Below are 15,396 nucleotides of genomic sequence, written 5' to 3'. Positions count from 1 at the left end.
TATGAATAAAGAAAGGGATAATAGCTCAGAGGACGAATCAGAAGTAGAGAGTAAGGTAGTAACAGTTGGCTCTAGTCAAGGTCATAGAGTGTTAATGGTTGTTATTTTAATGCTTCTAGTTACTGGAGTGTATTACTTCTATTTTGGCCCTTTTTTTCATGAAGAGAGTTTAGAAGTCATTAAAGAAGAAAAAATAAAGCAAAGTGCTCAGGAATTGAGGAAAAAATTAGAAAAAGTCCCAGATGATACGATAGTTCATGAAAGAATAATAACTGATTTGCCATCTTTGCCTCCTCTTTCTACACCACAAGTTATACCAGAGGTAAGTAAGATTAAGAAGGAGGAAGTAGTAAAGAAGGAGGGGGAGAAGCTAAAAGGAGCTCATGTATCAAATATACCTATTTTACCAAAACAGAACTTTCCTTATAGCGGTAATGCTAGTAGTTTGCCTACTCCGTTATCTACAATAGGAAACAGTGGTTATCCTAAAGATAGACGTGGTACGCAAATGTTAGCAATTTTAGGCAATGAGAAAAAGAAAGTGGCTGCTGATGCTATTTTATCTAACACTTCAGCACAATTAAGTACAGCTACTAAAATTGGAAAACTTGGTTTTATGATTGCTCAGGGTAAAATTATTGATGCTGTTCTTGAAACTGCAATAGATTCTGACCTGCAAGGTATGTTGCGTGCTGTGATTAGTAGTGATGTTTATGCAGAAACTAGTGATATGGTTCTAATACCGAGAGGTTCAAGATTAATAGGTAGTTATTCTTTTGATTCAAATATGGCAAGAGTACGAATAAATATAAATTGGAGTAGGATTATTCTACCTCATGGAATAGATATCTCCATCTCATCACTTGGTACAGATGAGCTTGGTAGAGCAGGAATCTCTGGAATAGTTGATAGCAAAGTAGCAAGCGCATTATTTTCTTCAATATTGCTTACAGGGGTTTCAATTGGTTCGGCTGTCATAGCGCAAAAAGCTTCTAATCTTATCGATGTATTTACTGCTATAAATCTAGTAAGATCAATTACTGCATCTGAAATAGATATTTCTCCCCTTAGGGATATTATTGGCAAGAAGGGTAATTCTCATGGAGATGAAGAAGGGGAAAAGAGCAGCGATAAGTGGAAACTTGAGATCGGAGCTATTAGAAAAATTAAGAGTGCATCTAACGAACAAAATTTGGTTGAGATATTTAAGCAGGTAATAAGGGATTTAAATTTGGGTTCAATTGATAATAATCGAGTTGATGAAATCACTTTAGAGGATATAAAGCTATTATTACAAAAGCAAGAAAGTAAGTCTGTTTATAAAGAGATAATTGAAAAATCAATCAACGATTTCTCTAAAGAGATGAGAGGCATAGTTAACAGATATATAGGTAAGAAGCCAATTATTTATGTTGATCAAGGCACAGCGTTGAAAGTATTTGTTAATCGAGATATAGTATTTCCTCCACAAGCAATATTAAATCGATAAAATGAACTATGCTGCACTTGATACATATTTAGAGCCTTTACAAGACATCTTTCAGGAAGAAGGTGTGAATGAGATATCGATAAATAAACCAAAGGAGATATGGATTGAAAATCGCGGTGAAATAAGATGTGAAAAATTGGAAGTATTTGATCTTAACCATTTAAAGTCACTTGGCAGGTTAATTGCTCAAGCTACAGAGCAAAAGCTAAGTGAAGAAGAACCACTGCTTTCAGCTACATTGCCAAATGGTTATCGTATACAGATAGTATTCCCTCCAGCATGTGAGCCTGATAAAGTAATTATGTCAATTCGTAAACCTTCGACTATGCAATTAGTGTTGGATGATTATGAGAAGATGGGGGCTTTTTCTGAGATTGCTATAGAAGTACCTGATAACTCAGTAAATCGTCACCTAGATTCACTATTAAAGCAAAAAAGAATAAAGGAATTTTTAGAATATGCTGTAGTAAATAAGAAAAATATCATAATTAGTGGTGGAACTTCTACTGGCAAGACTACTTTTACTAATGCTACTTTACGTGCTATCCCAGTTGAAGAAAGAATTATTACGGTTGAAGATGCAAGAGAGATCATTTTGAATGACCATCTTAACAGAGTACATCTTATTTCCTCTAAAGGAGGACAGGGTAGGTCAAAAGTGACTACTCAGGATTTGATAGAAGCATGCTTACGTTTAAGGCCGGATAGAATAATAGTTGGTGAACTACGTGGAGTGGAAGCTTTTAGTTTTCTTAGAGCAATAAACACTGGTCACCCAGGGTCAATATCAACTCTTCACGCAGATAGCCCTGTAATGGCTCTTGAACAAATAAAATTGATGGTTATGCAAGCAAACCTTGGTATGTCTCCAGATCAAATTATGCGGTATATTAAAAACGTAATTGATATTGTCATCCAATTAAAAAAGACTAGTAGTGGGAAAAGAAGTATTTCTAAAATACTATTTACTAGGTCTTTAGACTGAGTTCATAAATTTATATGAGATAAGGGAAGCAATTTATGAATCATAGCGGTAATCATATAAGAAATATTTTGGTAGGTGGTGTTATAATTTTCAGCATACTGGAGTTTTGCTTCTATTTGTCTGGGATATTATTTTATCTATTTGTTGATGGTCCAGATGGTGTAGATTTTAAAACAATTAACCCTAGCTTAACTCCTTTTCCTCAAGCTCTCTGGCCAACGATTTTTGATCATATACAATATTGTTGGCATCATCCAGAGTTGTACAACTCTGGGCTCACATTTAAATTAATTGTATCTTCTGTACTTCCTATCATTGTTTTAGTGATTGTTTTGTGGAATTTAAGAGAGAGAATAATTGAATGGCGACCATTTAAAAAAAAAGAATCCCTTCATGGGGATTCAAAGTGGGCATCAGAAAAAGATATACGGAAAGCAGGCTTAAGAAGCAAGAAGGGGTTATTACTTGGTAAGGATAAGAGGGGCTACTTTATTGCTGATGGGTATCAACATACATTGTTATTTGCACCTACAGGTTCTGGCAAAGGTGTTGGCTTTGTAATTCCTAATTTATTGTTCTGGTCTGATTCAGTAATTGTACATGATATAAAATTAGAAAATTATGAGATAACAAGTGGTTGGCGTGAACGTCAAGGGCAAGAAGTATATGTATGGAATCCAGCACAACCAGATGGGATCAGCCACTGTTATAATCCATTGGAGTGGATTAGCGAGAAACCTGGACAGATGGTTGATGATGTACAAAAAATAGCAAACTTGATTATGCCTGAACAGGATTTTTGGCAGAATGAAGCAAGAAGCTTATTTGTTGGAGTAGTATTGTACTTGCTTGCTACACCAGGGAAAGTGAAATCTTTTGGTGAAGTTGTACGTACTATGCGTAGTGATGATGTAATTTATAATCTTGCTGTTATTTTAGATACAGTAGGTAAGATTATACATCCTGTGGCATATATGAATATTGCAGCCTTTTTACAAAAAGCTGACAAAGAGAGGTCTGGTGTTATTTCAACTATGAATTCATCTCTTGAACTATGGGCGAATCCATTGATTGATACTGCAACTGCAACAAGTGACTTTAATATTTTGGACTTTAAGAAAAAAAAAGTTACTGTTTATGTTGGTTTAACTCCAGATAACTTGAATAGGTTAAGACCTTTAATGCAAGTTTTTTATCAGCAAGCAACTGAGTTTTTATGCAGAAAATTACCTTTGGATGATGAGCCTTATGGTGTATTATTTTTAATGGATGAGTTTCCAACACTTGGGAAAATGGAGCAGTTTCAAACTGGTATTGCATATTTTCGTGGCTATAGAGTTAGATTGTTTTTAATTGTTCAAGATACCGAGCAGCTTAAAGGAATATACGAAGAAGCAGGAATGAATTCCTTCTTATCTAACTCGACTTATAGAATAACTTTTGCAGCTAATAATATTGAAACAGCTAATTTAATATCCCAACTTATAGGAAATAAGACTGTACAGCAGGAGTCGTTAAATAAGCCTAAGTTTTTAGATTTGAACCCTGCTTCGAGATCATTGCATATCTCTGAAACACAGAGGGCATTGCTATTGCCTCAAGAGATTATTATGCTGCCGCGTGATGAGCAGATAATCTTAATAGAGTCGACTTATCCGATTAAATCAAAGAAAGTTTTATATTATAGTGACAGTGCATTTACAAGGAAACTACTTAAGCCAACTCATGTACCTACACAAGAACCATATGACCCAAATAGAATTTTTTCCGCTGCTAGCAATAATAGAGTCAATAATGAAGAGAGTAATGCCATTGAAGAACTTAATGATGATTACCCTATTGAAGCTCAAGCTAAGGATACAACTGGTGAATCCGAGTTTGATGATGAACTTGATGATGAAGATATAGATGATGCACTTGATGATGAATTTGAAAAAGAAAAGGATGATATCAAATTTGATGACTAAGAGAACAGTTTTGATGCAAGTATTCACTAAAAGCTGAAAAACAACAGAAAGTAGTCAATTTTGCTTATTCCCCAACTAAGAGAGTAAATTACATCAAGTTTTTACGTTAAGTTATTTTTAATCAATAAGTACTAGATTAGCTGTTTTAAGAAGGAGTGATAGTGAGTAACAAAAGAACATTGGTTGTTGTAGTATTTGTTTTACTATTGTCGCGACAATCTTTTTGTGGTAAAGCAGAAGGATTCTACTTTAGTAGTAGATACTATAGTCAACTTTTTAATAATGTGGATTTACTGAAAGTGAGAAAAATAGGAAATGATTCCAAGGAAAATATGACTATAAATAAGATGTATATTTTCGACAAGATAAGGGATCAAAAATCAAGTGAGTACAAAGTAGACTATAACCTACCTTTTGCTGGTAGTATAGTGTTTGGTTATGAAAGAAATTTTGGTAATAGTAGGTATGGAGCTGAATTGGAAGGAGTGTTTTCTTCTATAAAGATAGAAAATGTTGGCTTAAAGAGTAATAGGATGAGTATATTATACTTTAAGGGAATTGGGAAAGGTCTAGAAAGAAAAACTTATATGTATGCTACTAAAGTTGTTGATAATGACCAAATTGGGAACATATCAGTAATGGTAAATGCTTGTTTTTGCTTGAAAAGTGATAATTCCCCTTTATTCCATTATATTGATGCTGGGGTCGGTTTAACAAAAATGAAGATGTTTCGTGAAATATCAATAGGACCTGCATATCAATTAAAAACTGGCTTTTGTTATCACATAATCAAAGATATGAATCTTTGTGTTGGATATAGATACTTTGGTACTCTTAGTAAGAAACATAAACTAAAAGCAGATTTGTTAGGAGAAGTAAAACCAGATATTTCAGGAGAAAGATTGATGCTTGACAATAGTGTTAAAGGTGCTCTCCTGATAGGAGTGAAAAAACAGGAAGATATAAGCACAAGCAATGGATTGTTTACTATGCATGGTATAGAAGCTGGCATTACTTTCTATTTTGCTAATAAAGCCTAACTTTTAACTGGAACTTTCACAAAATTAGAAGTAGCTCTCTTGATCATCTAAAACTCTACTCCTTCCTATCCTAACAGGATATAAATGCTTATTTCTGGCTACAATTAAGCTAAGTTAATAGAGCTAATCTTATTAGTTATATAAATTTTACAGAAAATAGGCTTAGGCATTTTTAATTTTTATTTGTACACTCAAATCAGAGTTCTTATTTTGGCTTGCAGGTGAGTACAGTAAAATTTGTTTTATTACTGCTAACAATATCTCTCATATTAATCACTGGTATTTATCTGTCAGTGAGACTAGCGTGGTTGCAACTGTTTAGGTTGCCATATGCGCTTTCGCTTATTGGAGCTAGAAGTGGTGATAATAAATTCTCTTCTATAGCTGCTCTATTTACAATTTTAGGTGGAAACTTAGGAGTAGGAAATATTTCAGGAACTGCTGTTGCTCTAAAAACTGGTGGACCAGGTTCCATTTTATGGATGGCAATAATCATTGTTGTGACTTCTATAATAAAATATGTTAGTTGTTATCTAAGTATAAAGACCAGAAAAGAAAAAAATGGAAGGTTTGTAGGTGGTCCTATAGCTTATATAGCTCGTGCATTTAGTTCTAAAAACGCTATAGTTATGTTTACAGTTATTATGATAATAGCTTCTGTAACTGTTGGTAATCTTGTTCAGGTGAATTCTTTATCTATACCACTTGGCATGGTAAATGTGCCTATGATTGTTGGTGGGATTATAATGGCTATAATATTTTTTATTGTTTCTGCCTTCAGTTTTGAAAAGATTAAAATTTTCATATCAGCTGTGATACCGATGATGACAGTGAGTTATCTTGCGCTTTGCAGCATTGTATTATTTAAATTTAGTGAAAATGTTCTCCCTTCTCTAAAATTAATAATAAGAAGTTTCTTTACAATTAGCAGTTTTAACTCTGGTTTATCTCTAGGCTTAATTTTAGAAATGTTAACTATCATTCAAGTCGGAACTTTACGTGCTATTTTTGCAACAGATATAGGTCTTGGTCTTGAAGGTATCGTACATTCCTCAATCCTTCCTAAGAAGGATAATAATAAATTTATCGTTGAGCAAAGTCTAATTACAATAATATCACCTTTTATAATTGCATTTATAGTATTCATTACAGCAATGGTGCTGCTTGTTACAGATTCTTGGGTCACTGATTTAGAGAGTACTAACATATGTATATTTGCTTTTAGAAAGGCTGTGAGTTGGTCTTATATTGACTACGTAATTATAGCTATAATGTTTTGTTTTGCTTTTACTACTATTTTTACTTGGTTTTTTTGCTCAAAGCAAACAATACACTATGTATTTATAGATAGTAAATATACTACAATTTGGATTGTAATCTTTACTTTAGTTATTCCAATTGGTGCAATAAGTGAGGTGCGATTGCTGTGGGATATTGCTGATATTTCAATTTCTGCTTTGTTATTTATCAATGTACTTGCTATACTTAAGTTAACTTCTAAAGATCCGGAAGTGTTTAATATTAGCAGAAGATATTTAAAATTAGCACCAAATAAAATGTAGTCAGTTACTGTCTAATGGTATAGAACAGATATAAGAATAAAAATAAAGACGTATTTATAAGTTAAGGTTAAAATAATTACTTAGCAGGCAATAAGTTTCATGCAATGGTAACCCCATGATAGAGGAGTATGACCCACGTAATAACAATACGAACATTTCAGCAAGTCCTTGCACATTGTATCCTCCTACCTTATTTTTCCACTCTTCTGATGCTAAGTAATATTTTATTTCCTGTATGCTGAGATGTTTAAATTTTACTATTGTAACTACAGTTCTAATATGTTGCTTTAATCTATTGGGAGTTAGTAAACACACACTGGTGTATACTCTATGTCTTCTTCCAGACAACAAGCGTATATATTTTCCTGCTTGCTCGACGGTTTCTGCCTTAAGCAATATCCTTCTGCCGCATGCAATAACTGTATCGACACCAAGCACAAAGTAATTTGGATGTGAAATTTGTATCTTTTCTGCTTTGCTTTTTGCAATACGAATTGAATAATCTTTTGGAAGTTCCTTCTTTAGAGGTGTTTGATCTATATCAGCTGACATAGTTAAACCTGGTTTAATATTTATCTGTTTTAGTAGAGCTATACGCTTTTCTGAAGATGAAGCAAGAATAAGACTACTTAGTAATATTTCTTTCACTTGTAGCCTTCAGCCTTCTAGTTATTCGACCTTTTCTTGCATTTCTATCGTAAATGCTCATCTCAATTAGTACTCTATCTCCGATAATGATGCGTATTTTACTTCTTCTCACTTTTCCTGATACATGACAGATAATTTCATGTTCATTATCTAATTCCACTCTAAATTCTGCTGCAGGTAGTAAGGCAGTTACTGTGCCTTCTACTTCAAAGATTGATTTCAACTTTTCATCTTTTACCATTTGCTATACTATATTAATAGTTCTTGTCAGTCTAACATAAATCTTAAAGAGGATAAAAGACCTTTTTACTGTTTTCTTTTATTACTCAATGCTTGATTGTGAAGAGAATCATTAAGAACGCTATTTAGCTTAGCTGCATCTTTTGCTTTATCTAATAATCCATTAATGAAACCAATTTCGCTTGATTTACTAAGCAAATTAGATGCAATATTAGTATATTCATTAATAACGACTGGGACAGGCGTATTATAATTAACTAACTCACATACTGCAACACGCAAAATAGATAAGCTTATCAAGTTCAATCGTGCAAGAGACCAACTTGGGTGTAAATGCAGTTCTATTATTTTATCATATTTCTGACTATCTCTTATAACTTTATACGTTAACTCTTCTAGGAATTGATAATCAAACTCTTTACATTCAAATATATCTATTAACTTACTTATATGGCTTCTAAGCTCACAATTTTCTAACTTGAAGTTAACTTTATCGTAGCATATAAAAATATTTGAATAAGCAACTTGTACAGTAAGAAATCTCGCTGTACTTCTTTTCATATACCATTTTTTTTTTGCAGGTTCTTCCTCCATTAGCTTAACTTTTTGTATAATTCTATCATGTATAAAACAGCTGAGGCTGCATGACCACCTATATCCTTTTTATTTTTGTCAGCTCTTGCTAAAGCTTTGTCTTTACTGTCAGCAGTAATTACTCCCATGCCAAGAGGTACTGTATAACGCATAATAACTTCGTTTAAGCCTTCTATTACTCCTTTACAAACGTATTGATAGTGATCAGTTTCTCCACGAATTACGCATCCAAGAGCCAAATAACCTTCATAGGTAACATGTTTATTTTTAAACGTAAAGAGAATTGCAGCTGGTATTTCAAATACACCAGGAACTTCAACTACATCATAACTAGTATTACTATCTTTTAGCTTATCAGTTGCACCCTTGAGCAAAAGATCTGCTATTTCAGTATAATAAACTGAATTAACTATTAATATTTTCGACATTTATTCCTGCTTTTCTTGTTAAGAAAAATTTTATCAAAGATTGTTGAATTAAAGTTATAATATTACTAAATATCCAATATATCACTAGACCTGCAGGAAAAGAAGAAAAAATAAAGATGGAAATATAAGGTAAAAATTTCATGATGTTTATTTGAATGTCATCTTTACTGTTTTGGTCTTTTTCACTGACCCTTTGCTGAATTACCATAGTAACACCTAAAATTGCAGGTAAGATTCCTACAGAAGTAGGAAAGTTGTAGTTAAATAACCCAAACAATGTAAGAATATTTGTTGGGTCTGGAGCTGAGAGGTCTTTGATCCATAAGTAAAAAGGTGCATGCCTCATCTCTATGGTAACAAATAATACTTTATATAGGGCAAAAAATACAGGCAATTGTACTGTTATAGGTAGGATACTTGACATTGGGTTTACATTATTTTTCTTAAACAGTGCAACTATTTCTTTATGCTGTTTTAAACTATTGTTTTTGTATAATTCCTTTATGCGAGTTATTTCAGGTTGTAGATTTTTTATTTTAAACATTGAAACATATGACTTATTAGATAATGGAAGCATCAATAGTTTTATTACCAAGGTTAGTGCTAATATTGCTAAGCCAAAATTCTTAAAGACAATATTGAAATATTCAAGCAGCAAAAATACTGGCTTAGTTACAAAGTAAAGGATGCCAAAATCCACAGCTTTGTCAAACAAAGATATATTGAGGACGCTCTTGTAATAATCAAGTAGACTTAATTTTTTTGCTCCAGCAAAAAAGTAATTGACATTAGAGATGCTTGTTCCAGGAAGAATACTCTTATAAGACTTGATAAAATCTGCTTGAAATTTGTCAATATCATTAATATTTGTATGTTTGATGCTGACATTTATTTTGTCAGGCTTCTCAGTTATAATGGCTGTAAGCCAATATTTATCAGCAAAACCAAACCAATTCTTTTTACTTGTGCTTGCCCTTATAAAACGCTTCTTAGCAATATCCTTATACGTCCACTCCTCTAGTTTATTATCAAATGTTCCTAATACTCCTTCATGCGATATCCAATAAGATTCGTTAATATTATCGCGTTTTCGGTTAATTTTACCGTAAGGAACCAAGATTATGTTATCATTTGTATTGTTTTCGACAACTTGTTCAATTTTAAACATGTAACTGTTATCAAGGCTAACTTTTGTTTTAAATAAGATGCCATTTTTATTATCCCAAGATAAATTAACCTCTTTTTGGTTAGTTAGTTCAGTGTCATCAGTTTGCCAAACTGTTTTAGAATCTGGAATTTTGATTTTACCGCTTGGATCAAGCCATCCAAACTCTGCAAAATATGCATCTTTTGATTCTGCAGGTGATAGGAGTGCTACTTGTGGAGAGGAAGAGTTTAGCTCCATGTGATAATTGGTTAGGATTAGATCATCAAACCTGGCACCTTTTAAAGAAAGTGACCCTTTGACCATATTATTAATTAAGTTAACCCTTTGCTTTTGAGTAGAATTAATAATTTCTGAACGCTTTTGGTGTATTATAGGAGCAAGGTCGTTGAGAGATTCTATGTATTCGGTACTTTTAGTTGATAGGTGATTTTGTTCTATATTGAGGAAATTTTCATAAATAATACGCCAAGATACTATGATCAATACGGAAAAGATAGCTGCTAGAATTAGATTTTTTGCTTCTGACATAAAATTTAAGCTAAATGCACTTTCTTAGAGTCTATATTAAATATTATACTAAAACAATAAGACATACTCATTATTTAATGATGACTCTCTATTAATGAGATCTTTATAATTTATTGTAATAATTTCGTATTTTACAAATATGAACGCAATAAAGGCCTATTTATCTTGCTTGGTTATTACTGTAGTGCTTGTCGGTTATGGTATACCGAAAGTAGATTTTTCAAAATACCCTCCAAATTTTAAAGAAAAGGTTTAAAGTAATGAATGGCACTAAATTCACAGAATCATGTAGTATGGATGCTTTAATAGCTAAGCTAGAGGTAGTTGTTATATAAGTACAATGCTTTTGCTTATCAGCATTGCAGTAAAGTTTTTCTATTACAAAAAAATACATTTATATTAGATTGAGCCTTATGAAAATATTCAAAATTTGAAATATGTGAAACTGTAAAGGATCTAGTAAAAATTAGAGTAGTTCAAATACCTAAGCTAAAATAAGGAATTTTTAGTTGATGATATGCAAGCATTAATCGATTTTCTTCACTTACTATTTGAGATGAATTGTAGTCGCTCATTTCACTAACTATGAGTGATAATAAGCTAATACTGCACTGTAAGCCTTTTTATTAAAGTTCTACAGGTCAGTATAGGAGCAGAGATAAATATTGCAGAGCAAGTGCCAATGAAAATGCCAAAAAATGTAACTAAACTAAAGTCTCTGACTGTCCCTGTACAAATTAATGTCAAAGGAAGAACAGCAATTAAGGTTGTAGCTGAGGTCAAAACAGTACGGAATAGTGTAGCATTAATGCTTGCATCTACTATCTCACTTATATTTTTCTCTTTACTGTTTTTCTGAAATTCTCGAATTCTGTCATACATGACTACTGAATTATTGATCGAATAACCAATTACAGTAAGAAGAGCTGCAACTGATGAAGTATTAAACTCAATGCCAGTTAAACTAATAAAACCAATAGTTAAAATCGTGTCATGGATCAGTGCTATTACACCACCAAATCCACATTGCCAATTAAACCTAAACCAAACGTAGCAGAATATTCCAATAAGCGCAATTAATATGGATAATATCCCTTCAAATACCTGTGACGAGCCCATTTGTGGACCAACATAGTCTACTTTACGGTAACTTATTGAACTACCTAGTTTTTTTTCTAGTATGTTTTTTATTTTTTTTATTTTATCTTCACTTCCTTCATCTTTTAGATACATGATTAAATTGTTACCTGCTTTTGAGCTCTGTACTGTAAAGCTGTTTTCTTTTAATATATTAAGAATGACATGATCCTCATTTGAAGACTTTATTTCCATTAAAATTCCTCCAGTAAAATCTATACCTAAATTCACTCCACGTAATATGACAGTGAATATTGAAAAAATGGTTAGAATGCTACTAACTAGCGTAGTAAGTTTCCTGTATTTATAAAATTTAATATTGAAGTTGCTTGAAATGAATCTAATCGCCACGTTCTTTATTTAAATTTGAATTTTATATACTTTTTAAAAGACCTGCTAGCTTATTTTATAGTAAAATGTGTTAAATCTTGCCTTTTTATAATCAAGCAGTTCAGTTCCTGGTCATATGGTTTATTGCTCAAGAAATAGTGTTAAGGAATACTTAATATAAAAAAAATAATTAAGATTTTCTCTTTTTAAGACTGCCTTTTTAGTAAAAGGTCTACCAATATATCTGATTTATCTGTGAATCTTAGCTACTAATTTTAATACCATCTTAATTAGCCTTGATGACCTTTCTCTTTTCCAGAATCATTATCTTTATGACAATTTCTTTCTAAATTATTAAATGTTAGAATCCTAACTATTAGTGTTTCCTTTACATAACATCTAGTATGTTAACTTAAAGAAAACTAGCCAATTTTTATATTTTTGTGTCTATTATTGTGATGTTTTAACCTTACTAAGTTTTCTCGAATATATCCCATTATTCTCCAGATCTTATCTTTTTCCTGTAGCTTAAGGTGTGTAACATACATACGCTTTTACCTTTATTATCATATTTATCAGCTAGCATCTTGTGTTTGGCAAATAATGTTACTGGTAAATTCTGCTTCGGTTAATCCTCTTCTGTTATTTTTTTGTCACTTCTTGTATTACTTCTTTCATTATCTAGAACATATTCTCTTAATTTAAGAACTAACCTGTGATGATCAGGCCTTATTTTTTAGATGTTTTTCTTGTGTTGAACCATTAAAAAGCAATTTTCTTTTTATGCTTCTGTACAAGAAGTGGATTTTCAATATCAATTAATAACTTTTATTGAGATAGAGGTTATGTTAAATTTTATCTCCCTCTTGTAGGTTTAGTATTTCAGTTTTATTTTTCAAGTTCTATCTAAACATGAACATATTTTATATTAACATTCAGTATTTCATTTTTATGATATATTTCTCTATTTTTTATAGCATCAGTATGCTTTTTTTACTATTGCTATCATTAAAGCTGCTCATATCTATATGAATCACTGTATTTTACCATAATACTTTTCATATTATATTAATTTTTACATCTTCCTATCCTAGGATAGTTATATACTACAGTTGTGGCTATATGAGATTTTTGTTCTGATCATTTGGATGCTTATTATCCTCACTTTCTTGATTAAATTTATATAAACTTTCTTAGCATAATCATGCTAGACATGGGCTGAGGCTAGGCAATTTGCCTGTTTACCAAGAGAAGTAGCAGCAAGAAGCGAGCCAAAAACGATGAGGAGAGATCCAAGCCAGATTATAGACATCCCAGGTTTATAGTATACTTTAGTAGCGATCTTGTTCTTATTGATTTTACCAATTATAACGTAAATATCATAAAATAAATTGTGATAAATACTGCTTTCAACATTTTTTTTACCTTCTACAAGGTAGAACCTGTATTCAGGAGTTACTTTACCTAACATTTTGTTATTCATTAGATTCTTAATATCTATTGTACCTCTTACTGCTTGGAAATTTTTCTCCTTTATTAGCTCAATATTTCGTAAAGTGATTCTGAATTTATTGACTGTTATACTATCGCCTATTTTTAAGTAGTTTTCTTTTCTTTCTTGCCAACCGACTGAGTAGGATATACCAAGTACTAAAATTGCTACTCCAGCATGAGCTATCATCATTGCATAATGGGCCCTAGGAATTTTTTTTGCTAGTAAAATTGATTTGCTCAGCCTAACCTTAAATAGGCTGATTTTTTTACTATATGCTTCTAAAATAAAAACTAGCAATGATGTAGAAATGGTAATTGATAGTACAATCATTGGTTTCATATGGAAGATAAATGGTAAAATAGCTGCAGCGCTACAGAATGAGAATTTATATTCATGAAGCATTGGTAATAGACTGTTTCCATTCCAACTGCAGTATTGACCTATCATAGTAAACACTAAAACAGCCAGCATGATAGGGTTAAATAAAAAGTTGTAGTATGGTGCCCCAACTGAAATGAGTTCACCAGTCAAATATTCAAGTATTGCAGGGTATAAGGTGCCAACAAATACTGTGAAAAATGCAGTGATGAACAATAAGTTGTTTATCAATATCATTGTAAAGCGTGAAAAAAGTCTTCTATACTTCAGTGCTTGATTAGCTTGACTACCATGTTTCATGTTTCCTTTTTCTATGGATTTCAGCGTCAAGTATTTGGATGATAATGGAGATATATAAGTTTTTCTTGTACACACTGTAAATATTACTAAACTGCTGGTTGCAATTACGCCAAGTAAGGATAGTATATAGAGACCATGCCTCGGATCATTTGCAAACGTATGTACTGAGGTTAGTATTCCTGAGCGAATTAGAAATGTTCCTACTATGCTTAGTATAAAAGTTGTTAGTGCTAGCGAAATAGCGAAATTCCTTAAGACGTTGAAATTTCGTACTACGGACAACAGATGTATCAGTGCTATTCCAATCAACCAAGGCATCAAGGAAACATTTTCTACTGGATCCCAGAACCAAAATCCACCCCAACCGAGTTCACGGTATGCCCACCAACTACCAAGGCTAATGCCAAGAGTGAGTAACGACCAAGAAATAAGCACCCAAGGCCTGATAATTACAGCCCAAACACTTCCTTCAGTATTTATAATTAATCCAGCTATAGAAACCGAGAAAGGAACACTAAACCCAAGATACCCTAAGTATAATATTGGTGGGTGAATTGCAAGACCTATATCTTGCAGTATCGGATTAAACCCAAGTCCGTCTATTTTGATATTTAGCATTTTAATAAATGGATTAGATTCAAATAGAGTAAACAATAAAAAGCAGAAGCAAATCAAGCTTTGAACGATTAAAGATATCTTCTTTAATTTACTGCTGTTATCGATGAAAATGTCCATAAGTAACAGGTAAAAGGTAAGCACTAAAGTCCAAAGCAACATAGAACCTTCCTTATTTCCCCAAACACCACAGATTTTGTAAATTAAAGGCTTTGTTGTATGGGAGTGATAGTATACGTTTTCAAGAGAAAAGTCATTTATAATATGGCAGTAAATCAAAATAACCATTGATGTTGATACACAGAAAAACAAAGTAATGGTGATAGATCTATAGGAACTAATTGGTAGAAATAGATATGTTAAGGATAATAGGCAGGCTACTAATAGTGATATATTCCCGAATTCAGACATGATGTAGTTATTTATATAGCAATATTACTGATGATGAGCTGAGAGTTAAAGTTTTAATACAGAAAAACTAATATGGTATTT

At 32.2% G+C, this 15,396-nt stretch carries 12 protein-coding genes; 5 read left to right on the top strand and 7 right to left on the bottom strand.

What is annotated here, in order from left to right:
* Position 1 precedes the first annotated feature (1 nt).
* The 5 genes from GOY13_RS02525 (at position 2) to GOY13_RS02505 (ending at position 7,043) form a co-directional block, all read left to right on the top strand.
* On the top strand, positions 2 to 1,489 hold the full coding sequence (locus tag GOY13_RS02525) for a TrbI/VirB10 family protein (protein ID WP_175814249.1): 1,488 nt from the start codon (positions 2 to 4) through the stop codon (positions 1,487 to 1,489).
* 1 nt (position 1,490) lies between these two features.
* Positions 1,491 to 2,474: a P-type DNA transfer ATPase VirB11 gene (gene virB11 / locus GOY13_RS02520; RefSeq protein ID WP_175814248.1), complete on the top strand. Its 984-nt coding sequence runs from the start codon at positions 1,491 to 1,493 to the stop codon at positions 2,472 to 2,474.
* 35 nt (positions 2,475 to 2,509) lie between these two features.
* Entirely contained in the window at positions 2,510 to 4,441 is a 1,932-nt protein-coding gene (locus GOY13_RS02515) for a type IV secretory system conjugative DNA transfer family protein (RefSeq protein ID WP_175814247.1), read from the top strand.
* A gap of 161 nt (positions 4,442 to 4,602) precedes the next feature.
* Complete coding sequence (locus GOY13_RS02510) at positions 4,603 to 5,481, top strand: P44/Msp2 family outer membrane protein (RefSeq protein ID WP_175814246.1); 879 nt, start codon at positions 4,603 to 4,605, stop codon at positions 5,479 to 5,481.
* Positions 5,482 to 5,702: 221 nt separating this feature from the next.
* Entirely contained in the window at positions 5,703 to 7,043 is a 1,341-nt protein-coding gene (locus GOY13_RS02505) for an alanine:cation symporter family protein (RefSeq protein WP_175814245.1), read from the top strand.
* 54 nt (positions 7,044 to 7,097) lie between these two features.
* Here the strand turns inward: GOY13_RS02505 and GOY13_RS02500 are convergent, their stop codons facing one another.
* From GOY13_RS02500 to GOY13_RS02470, 7 genes are all read right to left on the bottom strand, one after another.
* A complete protein-coding gene (locus GOY13_RS02500) occupies positions 7,098 to 7,691 on the bottom strand; it encodes a Maf family nucleotide pyrophosphatase (RefSeq protein WP_175814244.1) in 594 nt (197 codons plus the stop codon).
* Positions 7,669 to 7,932, bottom strand: coding sequence for a translation initiation factor IF-1 (gene infA / locus GOY13_RS02495; RefSeq protein WP_175814243.1), 264 nt, complete (start codon positions 7,930 to 7,932; stop codon positions 7,669 to 7,671). The genes GOY13_RS02500 and infA overlap by 23 nt, the downstream gene beginning before the upstream one ends.
* Before the next feature lie 65 nt (positions 7,933 to 7,997).
* The gene (gene nusB, locus GOY13_RS02490; RefSeq protein ID WP_175814242.1) at positions 7,998 to 8,525 is read right to left on the bottom strand and encodes a transcription antitermination factor NusB; all 528 of its coding nucleotides are present in this window, start codon (positions 8,523 to 8,525) and stop codon (positions 7,998 to 8,000) included.
* Positions 8,525 to 8,953: a 6,7-dimethyl-8-ribityllumazine synthase gene (locus GOY13_RS02485; RefSeq protein WP_175814241.1), complete on the bottom strand. Its 429-nt coding sequence runs from the start codon at positions 8,951 to 8,953 to the stop codon at positions 8,525 to 8,527. The genes nusB and GOY13_RS02485 overlap by 1 nt, the downstream gene beginning before the upstream one ends.
* Positions 8,931 to 10,649 (bottom strand): membrane protein insertase YidC, encoded by a 1,719-nt coding sequence (gene yidC, locus GOY13_RS02480; RefSeq protein ID WP_175814240.1) that lies wholly within the window; start codon positions 10,647 to 10,649, stop codon positions 8,931 to 8,933. Before yidC ends, GOY13_RS02485 begins: the two co-directional genes overlap by 23 nt.
* Positions 10,650 to 11,249: 600 nt before the next feature.
* Positions 11,250 to 12,137 carry a protein translocase subunit SecF gene (secF, locus tag GOY13_RS02475; RefSeq protein WP_175814239.1) on the bottom strand — a complete coding sequence of 296 codons (888 nt, stop codon included), beginning with the start codon at positions 12,135 to 12,137 and terminating at the stop codon, positions 11,250 to 11,252.
* A gap of 1,186 nt (positions 12,138 to 13,323) precedes the next feature.
* Positions 13,324 to 15,315, bottom strand: coding sequence for a heme lyase CcmF/NrfE family subunit (locus GOY13_RS02470; RefSeq protein ID WP_175814238.1), 1,992 nt, complete (start codon positions 15,313 to 15,315; stop codon positions 13,324 to 13,326).
* Positions 15,316 to 15,396 lie beyond the last annotated feature (81 nt).

Source organism: Wolbachia endosymbiont of Cruorifilaria tuberocauda (genome assembly GCF_013365475.1).
Classification (GTDB): Bacteria; Pseudomonadota; Alphaproteobacteria; order Rickettsiales; family Anaplasmataceae; genus Wolbachia.
This window is presented reverse-complemented; position numbering and strand designations above follow the sequence as displayed.